21 protein-coding genes are annotated in these 22,612 nt (G+C 65.4%); 8 read left to right on the plus strand and 13 right to left on the minus strand.

Annotation, left to right across the window (positions count from 1 at the left end):
- Nucleotides 1-104 precede the first annotated feature (104 nt).
- Both ACQI46_RS05100 and ACQI46_RS05105 read left to right on the plus strand, forming a co-directional pair.
- Nucleotides 105-1,016 carry an AurF N-oxygenase family protein gene (locus ACQI46_RS05100; RefSeq protein WP_427092891.1) on the plus strand — a complete coding sequence of 304 codons (912 nt, stop codon included), beginning with the start codon at nt 105-107 and terminating at the stop codon, nt 1,014-1,016.
- Entirely contained in the window at nt 1,013-1,294 is a 282-nt protein-coding gene (locus tag ACQI46_RS05105; protein WP_427092892.1) for a DUF4873 domain-containing protein, read from the plus strand. Before ACQI46_RS05100 ends, ACQI46_RS05105 begins: the two co-directional genes overlap by 4 nt.
- A gap of 33 nt (nt 1,295-1,327) precedes the next feature.
- Here the strand turns inward: ACQI46_RS05105 and ACQI46_RS05110 are convergent, their stop codons facing one another.
- Both ACQI46_RS05110 and ACQI46_RS05115 read right to left on the minus strand, forming a co-directional pair.
- Nucleotides 1,328-2,212, minus strand: a complete 885-nt coding sequence (locus tag ACQI46_RS05110; RefSeq protein ID WP_427092893.1) for an alpha/beta fold hydrolase — start codon at nt 2,210-2,212, stop codon at nt 1,328-1,330.
- Nucleotides 2,213-2,222: 10 nt separating this feature from the next.
- Complete coding sequence (locus tag ACQI46_RS05115) at nt 2,223-2,726, minus strand: nitroreductase family deazaflavin-dependent oxidoreductase (protein ID WP_427092894.1); 504 nt, start codon at nt 2,724-2,726, stop codon at nt 2,223-2,225.
- Between the two features lie 71 nt (nt 2,727-2,797).
- Between ACQI46_RS05115 and ACQI46_RS05120 the strand changes: the two genes are divergently transcribed.
- Nucleotides 2,798-3,280: an SRPBCC family protein gene (locus tag ACQI46_RS05120; protein ID WP_427092895.1), complete on the plus strand. Its 483-nt coding sequence runs from the start codon at nt 2,798-2,800 to the stop codon at nt 3,278-3,280.
- On the opposite strand, the gene ACQI46_RS05125 is transcribed toward ACQI46_RS05120, so the two are convergent.
- The 4 genes from ACQI46_RS05125 to ACQI46_RS05140 form a co-directional block, all read right to left on the minus strand.
- Nucleotides 3,240-4,664, minus strand: a complete 1,425-nt coding sequence (locus ACQI46_RS05125) for a sugar porter family MFS transporter (protein WP_427092896.1) — start codon at nt 4,662-4,664, stop codon at nt 3,240-3,242. The two genes, ACQI46_RS05120 and ACQI46_RS05125, sit on opposite strands and share 41 nt — an antisense overlap.
- 118 nt (nt 4,665-4,782) lie before the next feature.
- On the minus strand, nt 4,783-5,349 hold the full coding sequence (locus tag ACQI46_RS05130) for a dihydrofolate reductase family protein (RefSeq protein ID WP_427092897.1): 567 nt from the start codon (nt 5,347-5,349) through the stop codon (nt 4,783-4,785).
- Nucleotides 5,350-5,409: 60 nt separating this feature from the next.
- Entirely contained in the window at nt 5,410-6,273 is an 864-nt protein-coding gene (locus tag ACQI46_RS05135; protein ID WP_427092898.1) for a TIGR03619 family F420-dependent LLM class oxidoreductase, read from the minus strand.
- Nucleotides 6,270-7,790 (minus strand): FAD-dependent oxidoreductase, encoded by a 1,521-nt coding sequence (locus tag ACQI46_RS05140; RefSeq protein ID WP_427092899.1) that lies wholly within the window; start codon nt 7,788-7,790, stop codon nt 6,270-6,272. The genes ACQI46_RS05135 and ACQI46_RS05140 overlap by 4 nt, the downstream gene beginning before the upstream one ends.
- Nucleotides 7,791-7,896: 106 nt before the next feature.
- On the opposite strand from ACQI46_RS05140, the gene ACQI46_RS05145 reads away from it, so the two are divergent.
- Entirely contained in the window at nt 7,897-8,523 is a 627-nt protein-coding gene (locus ACQI46_RS05145; protein ID WP_427092900.1) for a TetR/AcrR family transcriptional regulator, read from the plus strand.
- Nucleotides 8,524-8,541: 18 nt separating this feature from the next.
- Here ACQI46_RS05145 and ACQI46_RS05150 read toward each other — a convergent pair whose 3' ends face one another.
- Nucleotides 8,542-10,227 carry a GMC family oxidoreductase gene (locus tag ACQI46_RS05150; protein ID WP_427092901.1) on the minus strand — a complete coding sequence of 562 codons (1,686 nt, stop codon included), beginning with the start codon at nt 10,225-10,227 and terminating at the stop codon, nt 8,542-8,544.
- 67 nt (nt 10,228-10,294) lie between these two features.
- Nucleotides 10,295-10,441, minus strand: coding sequence for a hypothetical protein (locus tag ACQI46_RS05155; protein ID WP_427092902.1), 147 nt, complete (start codon nt 10,439-10,441; stop codon nt 10,295-10,297).
- A 190-nt stretch (nt 10,442-10,631) separates the two neighbouring features.
- Here ACQI46_RS05155 and ACQI46_RS05160 point away from each other — a divergent pair, with 190 nt between their 5' ends.
- Complete coding sequence (locus ACQI46_RS05160) at nt 10,632-11,087, plus strand: DUF4267 domain-containing protein (RefSeq protein WP_427092903.1); 456 nt, start codon at nt 10,632-10,634, stop codon at nt 11,085-11,087.
- Here the strand turns inward: ACQI46_RS05160 and ACQI46_RS05165 are convergent.
- From ACQI46_RS05165 to ACQI46_RS05175, 3 genes are all read right to left on the minus strand, one after another.
- Nucleotides 11,014-11,436: a hypothetical protein gene (locus ACQI46_RS05165; protein WP_427092904.1), complete on the minus strand. Its 423-nt coding sequence runs from the start codon at nt 11,434-11,436 to the stop codon at nt 11,014-11,016. The two genes, ACQI46_RS05160 and ACQI46_RS05165, sit on opposite strands and share 74 nt — an antisense overlap.
- Nucleotides 11,437-11,571: 135 nt before the next feature.
- Nucleotides 11,572-13,914 carry a glycoside hydrolase family 65 protein gene (locus tag ACQI46_RS05170; RefSeq protein WP_427092905.1) on the minus strand — a complete coding sequence of 781 codons (2,343 nt, stop codon included), beginning with the start codon at nt 13,912-13,914 and terminating at the stop codon, nt 11,572-11,574.
- A gap of 5 nt (nt 13,915-13,919) precedes the next feature.
- On the minus strand, nt 13,920-14,306 hold the full coding sequence (locus ACQI46_RS05175; RefSeq protein ID WP_427092906.1) for an SHOCT domain-containing protein: 387 nt from the start codon (nt 14,304-14,306) through the stop codon (nt 13,920-13,922).
- 206 nt (nt 14,307-14,512) lie between these two features.
- Here ACQI46_RS05175 and ACQI46_RS05180 point away from each other — a divergent pair, with 206 nt between their 5' ends.
- The 3 genes from ACQI46_RS05180 to ACQI46_RS05190 all read left to right on the plus strand — a co-directional run bounded on the left by ACQI46_RS05180 (nt 14,513) and on the right by ACQI46_RS05190 (nt 18,511).
- On the plus strand, nt 14,513-16,309 hold the full coding sequence (locus tag ACQI46_RS05180) for an SLC13 family permease (RefSeq protein ID WP_427092907.1): 1,797 nt from the start codon (nt 14,513-14,515) through the stop codon (nt 16,307-16,309).
- Between the two features lie 65 nt (nt 16,310-16,374).
- Nucleotides 16,375-17,337, plus strand: coding sequence for an L-lactate dehydrogenase (locus tag ACQI46_RS05185; protein WP_427092908.1), 963 nt, complete (start codon nt 16,375-16,377; stop codon nt 17,335-17,337).
- Nucleotides 17,338-17,374: 37 nt separating this feature from the next.
- The gene (locus tag ACQI46_RS05190) at nt 17,375-18,511 is read left to right on the plus strand and encodes an acyltransferase family protein (protein ID WP_427092909.1); all 1,137 of its coding nucleotides are present in this window, start codon (nt 17,375-17,377) and stop codon (nt 18,509-18,511) included.
- Between the two features lie 22 nt (nt 18,512-18,533).
- On the opposite strand, the gene ACQI46_RS05195 is transcribed toward ACQI46_RS05190, so the two are convergent.
- Together ACQI46_RS05195 and ACQI46_RS05200 are read right to left on the minus strand one after the other, a co-directional pair.
- Nucleotides 18,534-19,829 carry an acyltransferase family protein gene (locus ACQI46_RS05195; RefSeq protein ID WP_427092910.1) on the minus strand — a complete coding sequence of 432 codons (1,296 nt, stop codon included), beginning with the start codon at nt 19,827-19,829 and terminating at the stop codon, nt 18,534-18,536.
- 18 nt (nt 19,830-19,847) lie between these two features.
- Nucleotides 19,848-22,556, minus strand: coding sequence for a cation-translocating P-type ATPase (locus tag ACQI46_RS05200; RefSeq protein WP_427092911.1), 2,709 nt, complete (start codon nt 22,554-22,556; stop codon nt 19,848-19,850).
- Nucleotides 22,557-22,612 lie beyond the last annotated feature (56 nt).

A 22,612-nucleotide genomic window follows, 5' to 3' on the forward strand; every position in this document is an offset into this window, starting at 1 on the left:
AGGGGCCGCGGTCAACCACTACTGTCCGAAAGGGTCAAATGAGGGCGGTTTTGTTGCCCTCCTGAGGCGAGATACTGTCCGAAAAAGCCGCCACAATTGCGTTCATGACCGCATCACCGTCACCGACCGCGCCCGCTCCGTCCCGGCAGGAATTCGCTCTGCGCCTCCTCAAGGGTGCGGCGAAGAAGTCCTACGAGCCGGTCGTCGACATCGACTGGGATGCGCCGCCGGCCGAAGACACGTTCTTTCTGCCACCGCAGATGCTGAGCCTCTACGGCACACCCATGTGGGACCAGATGAGCCGCGCACAGCGCGTCGACCTGTCGCGACAGGAGTTCGCCAACTACATCTCCATGGGTGTCTGGTTCGAAAACATGCTCAACCAGTCCCTGTTGCGCCGGATGATGCACTCGTCGCCCACGTCGCACAGCACCTTCTACGAACTGACCGAGTTGGGTGACGAAGCGCGCCACATGCTGATGTTCGGCAAGGCGATTGAACGCGTAGGGGTCGAGCCCTTCTGGCCGAACAAGCGCGGCGCTCGCAAGGTCAACACGTTGGCGTTGATCTTCCGTGGACCGATGCTGTGGATCGGCGCGCTCGTCGGGGAGGAGATCTTCGACGCATTGCAGCGCCGAATCCTCGACGACGGCAACGACATCCAGCCGCTCGTTCTGCGAGTCATGCGCATCCACGTCACAGAGGAGGCCCGACACATCCAGTTCGCGCGTGACGGCATCCGGCGCGACGTCGGCGATCTGTCAGCGCGAACCCGCTGGGCCGTGTCCAACCTGCACGGGCTCGGCGCGTCGTTGTACTTCGGCCTCTTCACCCGCCGCGCGCTCTACAGCCGGATCGGCCTGGACAGCGCGGAGGCGCAGCGCCAAGCCCGCGCCAACCCACATTTCCACGCGACGCTCCGAGAAGGCTTCGCACCCCTGGCCGCTTTCCTCGACGAGGTCGGCCTGATGGGGCCGATAGCCCGTCGCATGTGGGCCAGGAAGCACTTCCTGTGAACGCTCCCGACGACGACCGTGTCTACACCGGAACCGCGAGTCTCGTCGTGGGTGAGGAACGCCATCCTGTCCGGATCCGACTCAAGGGCTACCTCAATGTGTTCGACGGTCATTACCATTGGCAGGGCACGGTTTACGATGCGCCGGCCGACGTTCAAGCCGGCAAGCCCGTTCAGTTGTGCGTAGGTGACCGCGACGCCGTCGCCAGACTGGTCGAGCGCACACCGGGCGGAGGATTGATGATCAGCGGTACCGGGCGCCCGCCGTTTTGGCCATGATGCGCGAGTAGGTCGCCGCCGCAGCGGATTTCGTCAGCAGTTCTGAAACGCGAAGCTTCGAATGCAGGCGTTCACCTCGTCGGGGGCCTCTGCGGGGAGCAAGTGCGCGGCCTCCGGCCAGACGTGGCACTGCCATGGCGGTACCACCGACCGCATCCGGTTGATCGCCTTGCCGGAGTCATGAACAGTGTTGCCTGCCAACAACACTTGGACCGGAAGCGGCACTGAGCGGAGTATCCGATCGGCAGGAAACAGCAGGGGAGGGGTGCGCACCGGTGACCCAAAGGCAGCGAAGCCGGCCTGGAAGAGCTGGGCGAGCATGTAGATGGAACTGCCGGGCTCGGCACCCCCCGTTATCCACGCCGCTGCGCGGCCCGCCGGTTGCGATCCCGGGCGGGTCAGCAACAGCGCGAGGCTCTTCCAGAATCGTGCGGACAGCCGGGTCACCGTGTGCGCGGGATCGACGAGAGTCAGGGTTGCCAGCCGGTTCGGTGCCGCTACCGCTGCGTGGGTGGCGAGCCAACCACCGTAGGAATGTCCCACCAGATGCACGTCCCGTAGATCCAGGTCCTGCAGGACCGTGTCGATAACGTGTGCGCAGTCCGTGGGTTTCGACATGGCTTTCGTCTGCACGCTCCTCCCTGGCTGGCCCAGCATGTCCAGGGCGTAGACGGTGAAATCCGTTGAGAGTGCGCCTACTTGCGCCCACCACATGGCCGAGGTCAGGAAGAATCCATGTATGAGTACCACTGGTGCACGGCCGCCGCGCCCGTGCTGATATACCCGCACGTCTCCGAAGTCCGTCGGGACGTCGAGTACGGCATCGGGTCGCGGACTCAGCGCCCGGACTTCGTCATAGAGCCCCAGGTATCGTCGACGTTCGCGCGGGCCTTTGAATCCGCCGTCCGCCAGGCTCATGAAGTCCCGATCACCCGGTGATCTCGGTGAAGGCCACGACCGGGATACGCCGGCCCTCGGCCATCTGCTCGTAATCGGCGTAGTTCGGGACGAATTGCTTGGCGAGGTCGAACAGGCGGTCGCGTTCGGCACCCGTCATCTCCTCGGCGACGAACATGCCCGTGTATCCACGCGCGGACAACGTGACGCGGGGATGCGCCTTGACGTTGTGGTACCAGGCGGGATGGCGCTCGCCGCCGTAGTTGGAGGCGATCGTGATGACCCGGCCGGCGTCGGTGAAGTAGGTCAGGGGAGTGCTGCGCTGCTTGCCGGTCTTCGCGCCGGTGTGAGTGAGCAATACTTCGGGGAGCACAAGCGACATCGACACATGACCGTTCGTCAGCTTGATGACGGCGCGGTCGATCCGCCAGCCGTAGCGTTTGAGGAATCGACGCGCCGCGTCGGTGCCCATCAGTTTGGCGCCGGCCTTGAACAACGGGGACGGCGCTGTCGGTTCGACCTCGGGGATGCCCATACTCGGCGACGGTACGCGACCGAATCGACCCCGCTGCCGCTTTGGTCCCGGGAGGCTCGTACCGTCGGAAGATGGGCGAATTCATGCGCATCGTCAGCGTCGGGCGCGACATCGAAGCACCGGCGGACCTCATCTTCGAGCTGATCGCCGACCCGGCGCGGCAACCCGAGTGGGACGCCAACGACAACCTTGTCGAGGCCGCGCCCGGGCAGCGTGTCCGCGCCGTAGGCGACGTCTTCACGATGACCATCAGCACCGGTGCCCAACGGCACAATCACGTCGTGGAATTCACGGAAGGCCGGCTGATTGCGTGGCAGCCCTCCGAGCCGGACAGCAGCCCGCCGGGGCATCTGTGGCGATGGGAACTCGAACCGCTCTCCGAGACCCGCACCCTGGTGATCCACACCTATGACTGGTCGCGTCTCACCGACGAGGCAAGGATGACGCGGGCCCGCGACACCACCGGGGACAAACTCAAAGCGTCACTCGACCGGCTCGCCACCCTCGTGGAACTCAGCGGGCGAAGTCGGCCGGCCGGAACCGGCCGTCCCTGAGCTTGTCCTCGATCTCCTCCAGGCTGCGTCCGGTGAGATCAGGCATACGCAGGTACACGAAAATCCAAGCGGCCACGTTGAACAACCCGTACAGCCACATCGATGGTCCGACGCCGATGCCACTGATCAGGCTCAGAAGGGTCAGCGTGATCAGCAGATTGGTGCCCCACAACGCTGCGGACTGCGCGGCGGTGCCGGCGGGGCGAACCGCCAGCGGGTAGGTCTCCGAACCGGTGAGCCACCCCATCAGTTGCAGACCTCCGGCGTTGAAAAGCATGAACACCACCAAGCAGGCGATGATGAACGGCACCGAGTCCCGTCCACTGTTGCCGCTGACGAACAATGTGCCGAGGACGAATAAGCTCACGGCCGCACCGGGAATCATGATCAGGGTGAGTCGGCGGCGTCCAACTCTGTCGATGATCGACAGACCGACAAGCTGCGCGACGAGATAGGTCACTCCCAGGGCGACTGAAACTTGAAGCGCCACCGACTCGTCGAACCCGCTGTCGGTCAGAATCGTAGGGGAGTAGTAGATGATCATCTCGATGCCGCTGAGCTGAGTGAAGATCGCGATGCCGCACCCGAGGATGAGAGCGGGCCGCACCCACGCCTCGCGGAGGCCGGACCAGCCGCGGGTGCTCGAGTTGCGTTCGGCGCGCGCAAGATCGGCCATCTCCGCGATCTCGCCGTCGACGTCGTAGTTCTCCGGACGGACCCGTTCGAGCACCTCCCGGCCCTTGTCACGCTCACCCTGTTTGACGAGCCAGCGTGGGCTCTCGGGCAGGCGGAGCAACAAGATGAGCATGACGGCGGCGGGGATGGCGGCCACACCGATGGCCCACCGCCACGGAATCGACTCCGAGGCCCCCACGATGGTGGCGATCACGATGCCGACTCCGATGGCGATCTGAAAGCACAGGACGAGCCGTCCGCGGTACTTGGGTGGGGCCAGTTCGGCGACGTACATGGGCGCGGTCTGCGTCGCACCGCCGACGGCGAATCCGAGAACCAATCGGCCGAGCGACAGGAGAACCGGACCCGGGGCCAGCGCGCACCACAGTGCCCCGACCACGAAGACGACCGCGAGCATCACCAACGTGCCCTTGCGCCCCCGCTTTTCGGACAGGTAGCTGCACGTCAGCGCGCCGAGCACAGCACCGAGCAAGATGCTGGCGGTGATCACCTGCTTCCAGCCTTCGTCGATATCGAAGTCCCTGGTGATCTGGAGCAGGGCGCCGGAGATGATGCCGGTGTCGTAGCCGTAGAGCATGCCCGACACGGCCGACACCAGCGCGACGACGATCGCCGCGCCGGTCAGTTGCCCCGGTGCATCCTCCCGGCGTGCAACGGATTCGGGTGCTGCGCTCTCGGAAGACGTCATCGGCGTCGAACCTCCCTCGTCGTCGCACCGGATGACCACCTCTACCCGGAGGCCGCAGTCGCAAAACGTCGCGAATCAGGAGGTGGTGCGTCCGCACGGCCGCGGGTGTGCTTCGAACTCAGTCGTGCGTGACTTCGTAGCGCAGCAAGACCATGCCGCCCGGAAAGGTGCGATTCTCCAAGAGCCGCATCGAGATCCATGAGGGGAGGTTGGGGAAGAAGGGGATGCCGCCACCGACGGCGGTGGGCGAGACCACAAGCCGGAACTCGTCGACCAGTCCGGCCTGCACGACGGGTGCGGCCAGCGTCGCGCCGGCCACCTCCAGGTTGCCGTCGGTCTCGGCTTTCAGTTTCGTGACGACTTCGACCGGGTCGCCCCGCTCCAGGCGGGAATTCCAGTCCACGGACTGCAAGGTGCGCGAGAACACCACCTTGGGCATGTTGCGCCAGATGCGTGCGAAGTCGAGGATCAAAGGGGTGGCGTCCGGGGCCTCATCGGCGGTCGGCCAGTACGCGGACATCAGTTCGTAGAGCCGCCGCCCGTAGCACGCCAGGGCGGTTTCCCGCTCGAAGTCGTTCCAGTACTGGTGCAGTTCGTCACTCGGATCAGACCAGTCGATGTTGCCCTGTGCGTCGGCGATGTATCCGTCCACTGACACGTTGAAGCCATAAATGAGCTTGCCCATGCAGATCAGACTGCACCGGAGGCGAAATCTCATCGGAACTCGGCTGCCAAGGTGAGGCGATCAGGCTTTGTCCAAACCCATGTCGGTGCGGAACCGCTCCATACCCCGGATCTTCTCAGCGGTACTGGCGTCGCGACCGGAGTAGAACATCCACGGCATGGTCAGAATGGTGGTGATGCCTGCCTCTTCGGCGCGGATGTAGTGCTCGGGGGTGTAGGCGTCGGTCAGGGGCGCCAAGACGGTGAAGTCGTCCATCGTCTTACCCGCGGCTTCGCGGAGTTCTCGCAACCTGGACACGATGGCCAACGCGTCAGCGGTGTTCATCTGGTCAGCAATCCACCCGTCGTTGACGGCCGCACGTCGTAACGCCCGTTCCGTGCGTCCCCCGACGAGAACGGGGATGTGGGGTGCGGGTGGGCTCATCTCGAGCTTGGGGGTTTGATAGAACTCGCCGTGGAACTCGGTCCAGCCGGGCTGCCAGAGTTCGCGCATCAGCTCGACCATCTCGTCGGTTCGCCCGCCCCGCTGAGAGAACTGAGCACCCATCAGCTCGAATTCCTCGCGGCACCACCCGACGCCGATGCCCAACTCGACACGCCCCCCGGACAGGTAGGCCGCGGTGCCGATGGACTTGGCCGCCGAGTACGGGTCGCGAAGAGCGGGGATGTACACGGTGGTGACGAATCGCAACCGCGTGGTGACTTGGGCGAGGCTGCCGATCAGCACCCACGGGTCGGCCCAGTCGGTGAACGGATCCCAGCGCACTTGGCCGGATTCGTGGTAGGGATAGGGCGTTTTCAGCTCGGCGAAGTTGACGACGTGGTCGGGGATGCCCAGGCCGTCGTATCCGAGTTCGTCGGCGGCTCTGGCGAGTTCGAGAATCTCGCGGGTGTCGAGGAAGCCGGTGCTGATGTAGAACTTCACTTTCCCTCCGCCGCGTTGCGTCCGGCGATGCGCCCGAAGGCCAATGCGTCCCCGAGGCCCATCCCGCCCGAGCAGCACCACGAGTACGACGAACTGACGTCGCCCGCGCAGTAGAGTCCCGGTATCGGCGCGCCGAACGGATCGAGTGCTCGCGCCTGTCCGTCCTTGCAGATACCGCCCAGCGTGGTGATCAACAGCTGGGCCCACTCGTAGCCGTAGAACGGCGGGCGCGCGATGGGGAACATCGTTGCCGCCGAGCGTCCGAAAACCGGGTCATCAGATCCGCTTCGGGCCAGGTCGTTGTACCGGTCGATCTCAGCCTGCAAGCCGCCGGCGTCGATGCCGAGCTTGTCGGCGAGTTCAGGGATCGAGTCGGCACGGGTGATCCACCCGCGCTCGATCTCGGCGCTGTTGTCCAGGCTCCACGTATAGCCCTCGACCTGCCGCAGCCAATCGACGGCGAAGAAATCCCGCGGGATCACCAGTGGGCCCGCGAGGCGGCCGTCCTCGTCGAAGATCGTCCACATCGGCACGCCGGGATGAAAATCGAACATGCCGCGCTGGATCGCCTTGCCGTGCCGGTTCGGCACCGACTCGTCGACGAAGCGTCGCCCGTCGGCCCCGACGTTGACGAAGCGGGCGCCGCGCGGCTGTGCGTCCTGTCCAGTGGGGTAGGGCGGCATGGCGATTCCCGGCATACTCATGTAGTTGTACGGGTGCGCCAAGTCGGCGCCGACCTTCTGCGCCATCCGGATACCGTCACCGGTACAGGCGGGGTTGCCCCACGTGGTGACCTTCGGCAGGCGCAGATAGTTGCGCGCCATCTCGCGGTTGGCGGCAAAACCCCCGGTCGTCAACACCACGCCGCGTCGTGCACTGATCACGTGCTCGTCGGAGCCGTTGGACACCACAACGCCGCAGACTCGGCCCTCGCCGTCGGTGTTCAAGCGGAGAACTGGTGCCTCGTAACGGGTTTCGATACCGCTGCGGTCCAGTGCCGTCTTGAGTGTCAGCCAGAGTCGGGAGAATCCCATCGTTCCACCGATGACGTTGTAGTTCGAGCCGCAATCGTGCCCGTGCACCTCCTCGTACTCGTCCTCCGGTGGGTTCTTGACGCCTTGAAGGCGCAACGTGTCACCCCAGGAGATCTGCACGAAATCGGTGCCGTCACCCGTGTACGGATCGCCGATATCCCATTGGACCCGACCCCGAGTCGCTTCCGTTACACCACGCAGCCACTCCGTGTTCCGGGAGGTCTCCTGAGCCCACGCCGCAGCGAGGTCGTCGGGAACCTCGTACTCCCACGACATCGCATGCAAATGCTCTCGCGCCAGTTCGACGTCGTCAGGACAGAACCACACCTGTCCCGACACCCGGGAGTTCCCACCGGCATGCTCGGGGGCCGTCTTCTCGAGCACCAGCACCCGCGCCCCGGCATCGTGCGCGGTGAGCGCCGCCGCGATACCCGCGCTTCCCATCCCCACCACGATGACGTCGACCGACACATCTTCTCCCACGGCGCACCCTTGCAATTCGCGGTTTCATAGAACCCTCTCAAACAGGGAGCGTAGTTGAGCGATGCGCTTCTGGTGAGCGATTCCGAAAGGCGGATACCATCCTCCGATGCAGCGACGGTCGCCCACCTCGGCCGAGGGCCGCCGGCCGAACCGGCGCGGCGAGTCGACCCGCGTCCAGGTTCTCGAAGCGGCGCTCGCGTTGCTGTCGACGGGACGTCAGGAGGCTGTGAGCGCGAACCTGGTCGCCAGAGAAGCGGGGGTGACCTGGGGGACCGTCCAGTACCGGTTCGGCAGTGTGGATGGGTTGTGGGCGGCCGTGATCGAGCACATTCTCGACACTGCGGGACCGGTGGTCTGGGCACGACCGAAGGCGAAGTCCGTTTCGGGGCGCGTCCAGGAGTTCGTCGAGTTGTTCTGGCGCGCATTGGATTCGCCGTACTACGTAGCCAGGACAACCCTGCAATCAGCGTTGGCGGCGAGCCGACCGGAGCTCGAACAGGATTATCCGAAGACTGCTCGGGCCCTGCATGTCGTGGACGAGACGATGGAGGCTCAGTGCAGTCGGTTCTTCGCGGACCTGGCGGTCGATCGATCGCGGGCGAGACGGGTGGCTGCCATGCTCCCGGTGGCATTGCGGGGCCTGCATTCGGAGCGCAAGTACGACCCGACGTTCGACGCCGAGGAGGCGCTTGTCGGACTGCGTGACTCCGTCACGCTGTATCTGTCGCGCTGAGTCGGCGAACGCACCAGGTCACTCCAAGACCGCCCGCGCGGCTCGTTCGGCGATCAGCATGACCGGCGCGTTGGTGTTCCCAGATGTGATCGTGGGCATCGCCGACGCATCGACGACTCGGAGGCCCGCGACGCGGAATACCCGGCAGTCGGTGTCGAGCACCGTGGCGGCTGATCGAGGCAGACCGCGTGTGTCGAAGGCGCCCATCGCGCATGTGCCCACCGGGTGGAAGATGGTGGTTCCCAACTCCCGGGCGGCATTCTGTAGGTCGTCGTCGCTCACCAGTTGTGAGCCGGGGAGCATCTCTTCAGGGCGGTACCGGGACAGTGCAGGCGCCGCCATGATCTGGCGGGTCATCCGGAGACCGCGCACGGCGACGTCACGATCGGCGTCGGTGGACAGGTAGTTGCAGCGGATCTTCGGGTGAGTCAGCGGATCCGCATCGGCGATTCGCACATGTCCGCGCGAGGTGGGACGCAGGTTGCAGACCGAGGGAGTGATGGCGGCGAAGGGGTGCAGCGCTTCGCCGAATTTCGGTAACGACAAGGGCTGGACATGCCACTCCATATCGGGGCTGGCCGCCGTCGGATCGCTCTTGGCGAACGCACCAAGCGTGGAGGGCGGCATCGTCAGCGGGCCCGACCGCAGCAGCAGGTATTGAATTCCCATGCCCGCCCGGGTAATCCAGTTTCGATACAACGTGTTGACGGTGCGCGCGCCCCGGACACGGTAGACCGTTCGAAGCTGTAAGTGGTCCTGCAGATTTTCGCCCACTCCTGGCAGATCGACGGCCACCGGGACGTCATGTTGGGCGAGCAGCCCGGCCGGGCCCAGACCTGATACCTGCATCAGATGCGGCGAGCCGATGGCGCCGGCGCTGAGGATCACCTCTCGACGGGCCCGGACTTCAATGATCTGGCCGTCTTTGAGCAACCGCACACCGGTGACGCGGTGCTGAGCCGTGGTCCACGCGCCGCGCCGCTGATCGTCGCGGACCTGGTCGTCCATCAGCAGCTTCAAGGCCTGGGTCTGGGTGTAGACGGTGAGATTGCGGCGATGGGAGATCGGGTGCAGGAAGGCGTCAGCCATCGACCAGCGTCGGCCACGTCGTTGATTGACGTGGAAGTACGCACTGCCGGAGTTGTCCCCGCGGTTGAACTCGTCGATGGGTGCGATGCCCAACTCGGCGGCGGCGGCCTGCCAGGCGTCCAGGATCTTCCAGCGGACACGGGGTCGTTCGACCCGGATCTCACCGCCGGTCCCGTGCCAGTCGTCGGCTCCGCCGAAATAGTCCTCCAACTCCTTGTAGATGGCGAGCGTCTCACCCGGACGGTCCGGGCCACCCCACAGCCATCGGTCGTCGCCGGTGGCCTGCGCCCACAGTTCGTAATCGCTGGCCTGGCCACGCATGTGGATCATGGCGTTGATCGAGGAGCAGCCGCCGATCACGCGTCCACGTGCGTAGATGATGCTGCGGTCGGCCAGACCGGGATCGGGTTCCGTGGTGAAGCACCAGTCGGTGCGCGGGTTGGCAATGGTGTACAGGTAGCCCACCGGCACCTTGATCCAAAACCAGTCGTCTTTGCCGCCGGCCTCGATCAACAGCACCCGGTGATCGGGGTTGGCGCTGAGCCGATTGGCCAGCAGACAGCCCGCACTGCCGGCTCCCACGATGATGAAATCGAATTCGTCGACGGGACTCATCTCCCTTCATGGCGTCGGCACGGCAACTGACGATCCCACGGTGCGATGACTCCGTCTGAGAGGGGCGTCAGTCTTCTTCCTCGTCGCGGCGGCGCGCGGCCTCGATCACCTCGGGTGGGGCCGGCTTCTGCAACCACCCCCGCATCCGCATCAGCCCGCCGGCAAGAGTGCCGACGGCGAGCACTGCCACGATGATCCAGAGCGCAGTGGACATAGAGCGATTGTCCGCCTGCGGTCACCCGTTGGGGCCGAAAGCGCTACATCGCCGGGGAGAGGAGTAGGACGCCGCAACCGGCCATTCTGAAGCCGCTGCATGGCGAGCACTCGGCTGAGCCCGTCGGGGAGTGGTCGAATGCTGTTGCAACGCACGGGTCAGCCGGCGCGACCGGCGGTAAGGTCCCGGCATGGCCACAGACCGTGCAGCATTGGTAGCCGGCGGAATCCGGTTGGCATCGGGCATTTCGTTTCTCGTCGACCCGCTTCGCGCCAACAAGCTCTGGGGCGACCCCGACGAGCCGTCACCGTCTGCCCGCTTGCTGCTGCGTTCGATGGGGTACCGCGATGCACTGATCGGCGGCATGCTGATCTCAGCCGCTCTGCGGGGACGCGACACCCGTGGCTGGTTTCTGGCCTCCGGCGGTGCCGACGCGTCCGATTTGCTCGGCGGGATGAGCGTGCACGACCAGATGGAGCCCGCTCAGAAACTCAAGGGCCTCGGCGGCGCTGTGGTCGGCATCGGAGTCGGCTTGTGGGGGTGTACCCGACATTCGCCGCACGGGTTCATGGCTACCCGTCGAGCAGATGGGCGTACGGGTCGGCGTCGGCGCCCACCGATTCCGGCATCGGATAGTAGGTCTTGATGAGTAGGTTTCCGTCATCGTCCCACGCGAATGTCTCGATGCTGTGTGCCATTTGGACGTTGGGCTCGGTGCCGAAGTAGTTCTCGCACACCCATGCCATCTCGTTTCCATTGACCTGGACCGTGATCATCTTGATCCTGAGGATCGACTGGAACATATCGAACGCGTCCGAAGTGGCGGCCGCGAAACCGCGCTTCTCCTCGGTGCCCACCGGGTCGAACATGCGGACCTCGCCCGGGCAGATGGTGCGCCATGAGGCCACCCACTCGTCTTTCTTCCCCGCGTTCCACAGGTCGGCATGCTTGGACGCGTGCGCCAGACGCGCTTTCCGGCTCGGAACCTTGCTCATCCACCCTCCCGTGTCCGTCGAGGTCAGTATCACGATAGCTGGACACTTGTCCAGCGAGAAGGGCTCCGCCTCGAGCCGAGATGCCACTTGCAGGTTTGTGCCTTCATGACGGCGCTGAAGCCAGAAGCAGGGCCGTTACGCCCGCCGGTACGGTGCGCGGTGCATCGGCGGGCTGACCTCACGCGGTTGTGGAGGTTCCGGGATCGGCAACGTGACGGGATCGTCACCGAGCATGAACGGCTGCCCGTGGTGTGCGAGAGCCAATGGTTCACCCGACCCGAGCAGGTAAGTGGCTTCATGAGCGGTCACGTCGACCACCACACAGCTGCGGCGCCACAGGATTCTGAACTTCAGACGCTTCAGTGTCTGCGGGAGGGCCGGCGCGAACGTCAGCTCCGTTCCGCGCTGACGCATTCCCCCGAACCCCGCCACGCAGACCATCCAGGTACCGGCCAGCGCGGCGATGTGCAGGCCGCTGGACACATTGTGGTGCAGATTGTGCAGGTCGATGAACGCGGTCTCGACCAGGTAATCGTAAGCGAGTTGCAGGTGGCCGACCTCGGCCGCCAGGACCCCTTGCCCGCACGCCGACAACGACGAGTCACGGACGGTCAACGCTTCGTAGTACTCGAAATTCCGAGCTTTCTCTTCCGCGGTGAACGCGTCACCACGCAGGTACATCGCCAGCGTGAGGTCCGCCTGTTTGACCACCTGAGTGCGATACAGCTCGAAGTACGGGTAATTCAGCAGAAGCGGATAAGCCGACGGCGGCGTTGCAGCGAAATCCCAATGCGCAAGCCGGGTGAAGCTCTCCGACTGCTCATGCACCCCTAGGTCGGGGTTGTACGGCAGCACCATGTTCGACGCGGCCTCGCGCCATGCCGCCGTCTCTCCGGGCGTGACGCCGAGCCGGCCGGCCACCGCCGGACAACGGGCGCACGCGGCAGCGGCCTCGGTCAAATTGTGCTGCGCCATCAGGTTTGTGAACAGATTGTTGTCGACCAGGGCCGTGTACTCGTCGGGCCCGGTGACGCCGTCGATGCGGAACTGTCTGGTGGAATCGTGATGGCCGAGGCTCATCCACAGGCGCGCGGTTTCCACCAGCAGTTCCACGCCGTAGTCGGACTCGAACTGTTCGTCGCCGGTCGCCGCGATGTATTGCGCTGTCGCATGAGCAATGTCAGCCGTCACGTGCGGTGCGGCCGTCCCAGCGGGCCAGTACCCGGAGCATTCGTCACCGTCGATCGTCCGCCAGGCGAACATCGCCCCCTCGTGGGCGAGTTCGCGAGACCGCCGTTTGGCCCGCTCCAGCGTGGAATGACGCCAGCGCAGAGCGGCGGCCGCCGCCTCCGGCATGGTGTGCGTCAGCACAGGAAGAACGAAGATCTCGGTGTCCCAGAATGCGTGTCCGCCGTAGCCGGTTCCGGTGAGGCCCTTGGCCGAGATCGGTCGGCTCTCGCCGCGAGCGCCGGCCTGAAGGACCTGGAACAGCGCGTATCGGATCGCCTGCTGGAGCTCCGGATCCCCCTCGATCTCGATGTCGGCGTGCGACCAGAACGCGTCGAGATACTCGCGCTGGCGTACCAACATCTTGTCCCACCCGGTCTGTTTCGCCTGTGCCAGTGCGGCATCCACCTGCGCCCGCAGCGCCGGCGTGGATCGCCTGCTCGACCATCCATACGCGACGAACTTCGTCATGCGCAGCACCGCGCCCTTGGCGAGGTCGACGGCGACGGTCATCCGCGCCAGATCCTGTTCGGCGTGGATGGTGCACACGCTGCCCGGCACATCCTCGAGTTCGTGATCCATTCCCGCGGCGACGTGCAATCCGGACCGCCTGGTGTGATGAACCAGGACCGCTGAACGGTTGTTCGCCACAGCGAAATCGGCGACGAGCGGTCGATCCAGCGCAGCCGCGAGCCGTGGATCGCTGCCAGGCGCGGGCACCGCCTCGTTGGCCAGGAGATCAGACTGCACAACCAGTTCCAGGTCCGAGTCCAGCGGTTCCACCTCGTAGCGGATCGCGACCACGGCACGCTGGGTGAACGAGACCAGCCGCTCCGAGCGGATGCGCACCGAGCGTCCCGTCTGCGAGGCCCACACCGTGCTCCGGCGCAGCGTTCCGGCGCGGAGATCCAGGCAGTGTTCGTGTTCGATCACCCTGCCGTAGCGCATGTCCATCGGCACGTCCTGGACGAACAGTTGGATGGTCTTGCCATCGGTCACATTGACGATGGTCTGGCCGTCCTCGGGATAGCCGTAACCACCCTCCGCATAGGGCAATTCGTGATGTTCGTACAGTCCGTTCAAGTACGTGCCAGGAATGCCGACCGGCTCGCCCTCGTCCAGATTGCCCCGCAAGCCGATGTGACCGTTGGACAGAGCGAAGATCGATTCGATATCAGGCAACGCGGCGAGATCAAAACCGCGCAACCGCAATTCCCACGGGCCGGGTTCAAAAACAGGATGGGCCGTCATGGCGGCTAGCTGAGCACTTTCGCCTTCAGCGACTCGAATTCGTCCTGCGTGATCGTTCCGTTGTCCAACAGCGCCTTCGCGTCGGCGATTTCCTGTGCGGGTGACCGTCCGGCGACCTCACGGATGTAATTGTCGGTTTCCTGTTTGCCTGCGATCATCGCCTCGCGGGCCCGTTCCGACATGCCTTTGCCGCGGGCGATCAGGTAAATCAGCGCGGTGAGCCACGGCAACAAAATCAAGAAGAACACCCAGACGGCCTTGAGCCACCCCGACGTCTTGTGATCACGCCAGAACAGGTCGACCAGTATCTGAAACAGAACCAGTAAATATGCGATCCACGCGAAGATGAGCAAGAAGTGCCACAGAAAATCCCAGGTGGGCCCCCAGTCCATTCCCCCTCCTCGTGTTCCTGGACGGGCATTCCGAACAATCCTCAGTCAACCACCTCACCGTCACTTGCGGAGCGGTTTGCCTGCTCGAATTGCACCGAAGTGAACGGCGTCGGGAGGTGTGGAGGGCGTGGCGTCGGAAATGTCCGGCGCTCAGGGACTATCGCCGCGATAATCGACCACATCGTGCCTCACACCGAACTGATCAGATGTCCGACGCAACGCTGAGCCTGGTGATCGTCGGTGTCGCCGTCGTGTTGTTCATCTGGAACCGGCTTCCTGTCGAGGTGGTCGCGATCGGTGTCGCGTTGCTGCTCTACTTCGCCGGTCTGGTGGACACCAGGACACTCTTCAGTGGTTTCGGCGACGCGGTGATCGTCTTCATCGCATCGCTGTTCGTGGTCAGCGAGGGATTGGGAGCCTCCGGGATCACCGCGTGGGTCAGCGATCGATTGGCACGCCTGGCCGGTCAGGCCTACGCCCGATTGCTGGGCACCGTCTTGACCCTCGGTGCACTGATCAGCGCGGTCATCACCGTCAACGGGGCGTCCGCGGCGCTGACCCCGGTGACGGTCGCGGTGGCCCGCCGGGCCCGGATACGCCCGTCGAAGGTCTTGATCCCATTGGCTTTCGGCTGCAGTGCCGGGGCGTTGCTCACCCTCGGCGGCAGTCCGGTGAACGTCCTCATCTTCGAGGCCTCGCGCGACCGCGGTGAGGGCGGCTTCGGCTACTTCGAGTTCGCGCTCGTCGGTGTCCCGCTGGTGGTGGTGACCATCGCGGTGGCCGTACTGTTCGGGCGCCGGCTTCTGCCCGACCGGGAGTCGACGACGCTGCCGAACGACTTCAGTGACTATTTGCCGCGCATCGTCGATCACTGGGGTCTCGATCGGCATCTGTTCCGGCTGACCGTGGGGGAGGGATCGCCGGCGGTCGACGCGCGGGCGCGCGACCTCGTCGCCCGGCGTGACGAATTGACGTTGGTGGCCACCGAGACGTCCGCAGGCCGGGTCGCCGACGGCCGCCACCGGCTCGAACCTGAAGACGTGCTGGTCGTCGAAGGCGACGACGACGTCGTCGCCGAGTTCGCACACCAGACCGGATGTGCGGCACAAGCAGTGGCGAGCCGGTCGTACGACGATCTGGTGGGCCGCCGAATCGGCCTAGCCGAGTTGGTCATTCCGCCGCGGTCGGACTGGTTGGGTCAGCAGGTGTTTCCCGGATACACCTGGGAGGGCCTGACCGTGCTGTCGGTGCACCGGATGAACGGCGATGTCGGCGCCCGCGTGGTCGAACTCGCGCAGGGTGACGCCGTCCTGGTCCACGGCCGATGGTCGGCGATCGACCGGCTGACCGCCTCCGGCCTGCTCATCGTCGATTCGACCGAAGACGTCCGGCGGCAGACGGTGGCGCTGGACCGTTCAGCAGTCCGCGCGTTGGCAGTGCTTGCGACGATGATCGTTTTACTGGTGACCGGCGTGATGCCGCCGGCCGTGGCCGCCCTGCTGGCGGCATTGGCGATGGTGGCGTTGCGCGTGGTGCGTCCGCAACAGGTGTACCGCGCGATCCCCTGGCAGACGATCATCCTCATCGGCGCTCTGATCCCGTTGTCCACCGCAATTCAAACCAGCGGGGCGGCCGAGCAAGTCGCCACGCCGATTGTCGACCTGGTGGGGGACCGCAGCCCGTACCTCGTGCTCACCGTGGTGTTCGTGCTCACCGCACTGCTCGGACAGTTCATCTCGAATGTGGCCACCGTGTTGGTGGTCATACCGATCGCAGTGGCGGCTGCCACCGAGAGCGGCATCTCGGTCCAGGCAATGCTGATGCTGGTGGCACTGGCGGGGGCGGCGTCGCTGCTGACCCCGATCGCCACGCCGGCCAACATGATCGTGATGAATCCCGGCGGCTACCGCTTCGGCGACTACTGGCGGCTCGGCATCGTCACCATGGCGGCATGGTATGTGGTCGCGATGGTCGTGGTCCCGTTCTTCTGGCCGCTGCGCTAGCACGAATTCTTCGCCGATTTCGTCCGACTCTTCCCGCGCGCGGCCGCATCGTCGACTATGGAGTCATGACGGGGGCATCGCAGGGATCTTCGACCAAAGTCAGCATCGTCGGGATGGGCAGCGTCGGCACCGCCATCGCCTATGCCTGCCTGATCCGCGGATCTGCCGGAGCGCTCGCGCTCTACGACATCAACGCCAAGAAGGTCCGCGCCGAGATGCTCGACCTCAACCATGGCAGCCAATTCGTTCCGCACTCTCCGATCACTGGCTCAGACGACATCGCGGTCACCGCCGGCTCGAGAATCGTCATCGTCACCGCCGGAGCCAAACAGAACGAGGGCCAGACGCGATTGGACTTGGCGACCACCAATGTGGCGATGGCCCAAGCGTTGACGCCACAGTTGCTCGAGCAGTCGCCCGGCGCGATCATCGTCTTCGTCACCAACCCGGTCGACGTCGTCACCTACGCCGCCATCGCTGCGGCGGGGACCGACGACGGACACATCTTCGGGTCGGGAACAGTGTTGGACTCCAGCAGATTTCGGTACCTCATCGCTCAGCGCGCGGACCTTGCCGTCGCCAACGTGCACGGTTACATCATCGGCGAGCACGGTGACTCTCAGATCCCACTGTGGTCGAGTGTCTCGATCGGCGGGGTGCCGGCCGAGAGCTTCCGCATCGATGGGGACGTGGTGTTCGACGAAGCCGCCCGCAACGCGATCTCAGCCGAAGTCGTCAACGCCGCCTACGAGGTCATCGCCGGCAAAGGCGCGACAAGCCTGGCCATCGGACTGTCGACCGCGCGCATCATCGAGGCGATCCTGGGTGATCATCACCGCGTGTTGCCGGTCTCGACACTGCAGCGCGGCGCCTACGAGATCAGCGACGTCTGCTTGTCCCTGCCGACCGTGGTGACGGCCACCGGTGCGGGTCGGGTGCTCGAGGTGCCGCTGTCAGTATCCGAACTGTTGAGCCTGCAGGCGAGCGCGGCGACCCTGAAACAGGCACAGGCCGAACTGGGCCTGTGATCCGTCATCGGAGGCCAGGATCGACGAACAACGAGGCGTGCGGGCCGATCTCGACGCGCTGGTAGACGCGACACCGGCGAGCCGCGACCGGGTCGTCGACTTCCTGCGCGCGGCCAGCATCTGCGTCGTCGTCCTGTGGCACTGGACGTTGTCGATCACGCACTGGGACGGCGACTACACACTGGTCATGCCCAATCCCATCGGTTACGTACCGGGTAAATGGGCGGCGACGTGGGTGCTGCAGGTGATGCCGGTGTTCTTCTTCGTCGGCGGCTACGCCAACCTCGCGGGCTGGGACGCGGTCACCCGCGCGGGTGGCGGGGCGGCGCAGTTCCTCAAGGGGCGTCTACGACGGCTGCTGACACCGCTGCTGCCGTTCCTCGCGGTCTGGCTGATCTTCGATCTGGTACTGCAGGCCACGGGCCGCCGCAGCGTGCTCGAGTGGGGCATCGTGGTGTTCGTCCCGCTTTGGTTCATCGCTGTCTACGCGGGTGTCATCGCCGCGGTGCCGCTCACCGCGCGCCTTCATCGGGCATGGGGTTGGCGGGTGCCTGCGGTCCTCGGCGCGCTGGTGCTCGCTTCCGACGTCCTGCGGCTGGGCCCGGGCTGGGGCGGCCCGGTACCGGCGCTGGTCGGGTCGGGGTGCGTGTGGTTGTACTGCCATCAGATCGGCTACTTCTGGCGGGACGGCACGCTGGTCAAGGGCGGCCGGCCACTGGCGGCCGCGGTGGCTGCGGCGGGGTTCGCCAGCCTTGTCGTGCTCACCACGTTCGGGCCCTACTCACGCTCGATGGTCGCTGTGCAGGGCGAGGACACCAGCAACATGTTCCCGACCACCGCTCCCATCGCGGCGCTCGCCACCTTTCAGCTCGGGTTGGTGATGCTCGCCCGCCCTCGGCTCAACGCCTGGCTGCAGCGCCGCAGACCGTGGCGGATGGTGGTGGCGGCCAACGGCGTCACCATGCCGGTGTTCACCTGGCACATGACCGCACTGGTGGTGTTCTTGTGGCTGTACGAGCGGGCCGGGTTCAGCTTGTCCAGCGAGCCGACCGCGGGCTGGTGGCTCACACGTCCCGTGTGGATCGTGGGTCCTGGCCTGGTGCTCGCCGCCATCCTGGCAGTGCTGTTCGGCAGTCGGCGCGTCGTTGACCGATTCCATTGGCGCCCAGGCTAATCCACCAGATCCGCTCATCACGTCATACGTGCTGCGCAGGGGTCCGCGATTCAACCCGCGGTGTGAGGGCTACCAGGACCGCGCCGGCGGCGAACAACAGCGCGGCCAACAGCGGAAACCGCCCGTCGGGTGCGAAGCCGCCGAGGGTGAACATCAACGCTGCGACCGCCGAGACCAACGCCCCTGCCGCCAGCGTGGCAACGCCCCAGCCTTCGGGAAGCGGCACCCTCAGAGAGGGCAGCGGCGCGGCGAACCAAGCCCTCTGCCACCACAAGAACGCCATCAAGACCACGGTCACAACGAAAATCGCAGCGACCCAGACGAGGCGGCCAAGCCACCAGTCGGCCGAGCCGATCGGCGGTTGGGGCAGCAGGCCGGTCGGATAGCCGATCAGCGCGACGATGACGACCGGAACCATATGCCAGAGATACAGTCCCATCACGGCGCTGTTGGCCACCGCCAGCGGACGCTGAGCGCGGGCGGCCTGCAGCGCCCGATTGGCGACCGGCGCCACCGCCATCAGCAGCCCTGCCTGCGCCGCGGCGAACGCGACCAAGGCCAACGACGGTGGACCCGTGTTCTGCAGCTCCTCGCCCGGCACTCCGATCATGCTGACCGGGTATGGGCCCCACACCAGGAGCACCGCCAGCACGACGGCCGAGACCACCGCCAGCAGGATTGGTCGGCGTCCGGCGAATCTACCGCTGCGCCAGGCGATTCCGAGCTGATAGCTCGCCGCCCAACCCAGCACGTAGTTGAGGTATCCCACGTAGGGCACGTCGAGACCGATGTAGGCAACGTCGATGGCACCCACAGCAATCGCGAGAACGGCCGGCACCGCAAGGCCCCATCGTCTGTCGGCGGCCACCAACACCGGGGTCGCCAGAATCAACAACACGAAGGTGACCAGGAACCACAGGTGGTAGGCGACTGCCCAGCCGCCGAATGCCAATTTCGCGCTATCCACCCCCGCCCAAAGCAGAGCAACAACCACGACCAGCACGGTCGCCATGTACGCCCCGGTGGGCCCCAGCGTTCTGGACAGCCGATAGCGCAGCCAGCTCTGTGGCGATTCGGAATGTGTTTCGCGCCGCCGCGTCCAGGACACCGCGCTTGCGTATCCCGCCATCAAGAAGAAGGCCGGGATCACCTGGAACACCAGCGTCAGCCACTGCGTCCACGGCATCTCCTCCAGCACGTTCTGCATGCCGAATTCGCCGTCGCGGTAGGTGGCGGATGCCGCGAGCCAATGCCCGACCACGACAAGGCCTATGGCGGAAACCCGATAGAAGTCAACCGACAAGTCGCGCTGTGTCATCTCCACCCCCATGTCCGGCTACCACATGGCTGAGGGCATGAACCTGCGCCCTATCCATTTCGCCGTCTCGACGACCAGGAACACCACGACGGCCAACGCGATCGCAACCGTCCAGCCACGGAGGGTGATCGGCGCCGAGTGGAACCACGTGTGCATGAACGGCGCATAGGTGAACAGCAGTTGCAGCACGATCATTGCGCCGGCCATCCGCCACACCCACGGGTTACCCCGAAACACTTGCGGTCGCAGGCTCGACGAACTGACGAACCGACAGTTCAGCAGGTAGGCGAGCTGACCCAGCGCCAACATGTTCACCGCGGCGGTCTGCGCCACCGCCAGTGGATAGCCGCCGGCACGCGCGACGAAGAACTCGGTGAGGGCAGCACCTGCAACCAGTACCGACACCAGGGAAATCATTGCCATGTCGGCCCGGTTGACCAACGCCTGGTTCGGCGTACGCGGCGGGCGCTGCATCAGGCCGTCTTCGGCCTTCTCGAAGACCAGTGCAAGCGACAGCGTGACGGACGTGACCATGTTGACCCACAGGATCTGCACCGGCTCCAGGGGCAGCGCGAACCCGAGGAGGATCGCCACCAGGATGATCAGCGACTGGGCGCCGTTGGTGGGCAACATGAACAGCACCGATTTGCGGATGTTGTCGTAGATTCGCCGGCCCTCTTCGACGGCCCTCTCGATCGTCGCGAAATTGTCGTCGGCCAGGACGATGCCGGCCGCCTCCTTGGTCGCCTCCGTGCCCTTGATGCCCATCGCCACCCCGATGTCCGCGCGGGTCAACGCCGGCGCGTCGTTGACCCCGTCCCCGGTCATCGCGACCACCTTGCCCTGGGCCTGCAGGGCGCTGACGATGCGCAGCTTGTGCTCCGGGCTGGTGCGGGCGTACACGTCGACTTCGTCGGCCACCTCGCGTAAGCGGGTCTGGCTCATCGATTCCAGCTCGGCGCCCGTGACGACCCGCGGCTCGTCGCCGCCTTTGACGATGCCCATCTCGCGCGCGATGGCGCGCGCGGTGCCGGCGTGGTCACCGGTGATCATCGTGACCTGGATGCCGGCGCCGTGACAGGTCTCGATGGCGGTGATGGCTTCGGGCCGGGGCGGGTCGACGATGCCGACGACTCCGAGGAATTCCAGTCCCTCGTCGACGTCGCCGATGTCCACGGTGTCGGCGGAAGCCGCATCTCGCCGCGCCGCCGCCAATACGCGTAGACCCCGGTCGCTGAGTTCGTCGATGCGCGCCTCCCAGAGCGCGCGGTCGAGCGGCTCTGCGAAGTCTTCGCCGGCCTGCGTGGTGGAGCGGTCGAGCAGCCGATCCGGCGCCCCCTTGACATGTAGACAGCGCCCACCGCCGGGAGTGGCGTTGAGGGTCACCATGAATTTGTTGGCCGACTCGAACGGCACCACACCCAGGCGGGGCCAGTCCGCGTCGTCCACACCGGCCTTCTGCGTCAGCGTCCGCAGCGCGCCTTCGGTCGGCTCGCCCACGACCCGCCATTGACCGTCGGTCTCGTTCAACCGTGCGTCGTTGCAGACGGCCATCGTCGTCAACAGCGCCGCCAGGTCGCGATGGTCGGCCGGCGCGATCGGTGCGCCGTCGAGTTCGATGCCGCCCTCCGGGCGGTATCCGGTGCCGGTCACGTCGAATCTTCGGTGCGCGGTCACCACCGTGCGTGCCGTCATCTCGTTCTGAGTGAGCGTGCCCGTCTTGTCCGAGCAGATCACGTTGACCGCGCCGAGCGCCTCGACGGCGGGCAGCTTGCGGGTGATCGCTTTCCGGCGGGCCATCTGCTGCACACCGAGCGCGAGGGTGATGGTGACGACCGCGGGCAAGCCCTCCGGAATGGCCGCGACGGCGAAACCTATTGCTGCGGTGATCAACTCGCTCACCGAAAACTGGTGCAGCACTTTACCGATCATCAACATCAACGCGGCCATGCCCAGAATGCCGACCGACAGCTGACGGCCGAAGCGAGCCAGCTTGCGGGTCAACGGCGTGTCGATGGTCTCCACGTCGGCGATGAGCGACTGGATGCGGCCGATCTCGGTGCTGGTGCCTGTTGCCGTCACCACGCCGATACCGGAACCCGCGGCCACGATCGTGCCCGAGTAGACCATCGACATGCGATCGCCCAGGCCGGCGTCCGGACCGACCTGGGTGACGTCCTTCTTGGCGGGCAGGGATTCGCCAGTCAGCGCCGACTCTTCCACGCGTAGATTCGCGACCTCGAGAAGACGCATATCGGCCGGGATTCGGTCGCCCGAGCCGATGCGCACCACATCACCGGGCACCAAGGTCTGAGCGTCGACCTTCTGCCAGTGGCCGTCGCGGCGAACCTGTGCGGTGACCGACAACATTGCGCGGATGCTGTCGAGTGCGCGTTGGGCCCGGCCTTCCTGCAGAAATCCGACCGCGGCGTTGATCACCGCGACCGAAATGATGACGATGCAGTCCACCCATTCGTTGAGAATGGCTTTGAGCACGCCAGCGGCGATGAGGATATAGATCAGGACGTTGTTGAAGTGCGCGACGAAACGAAGAACAGCGGGCGGCGGTTTTTTCTCGGGGAGTTTGTTCAGACCGTAGGCAGCCAATCGCTCACGCGCGGAGTCGCCGTCCAGTCCGTCACCCGAACTGCCCAACACGGCCAGCACTTCGGCGGCGCTGCGCGAATGCGCCAGCGCCCCTTCTTTCGAGGCGGTGATTTCCGCCATATTCGGATAGTGCCCGCCGCAGCGACTGCGCGCAAATGCCAATTCCCCGCGACGAG

Source organism: Mycobacterium sp. SMC-4 (genome assembly GCF_050205565.1).
Taxonomy (GTDB): domain Bacteria; phylum Actinomycetota; class Actinomycetes; order Mycobacteriales; family Mycobacteriaceae; genus Mycobacterium.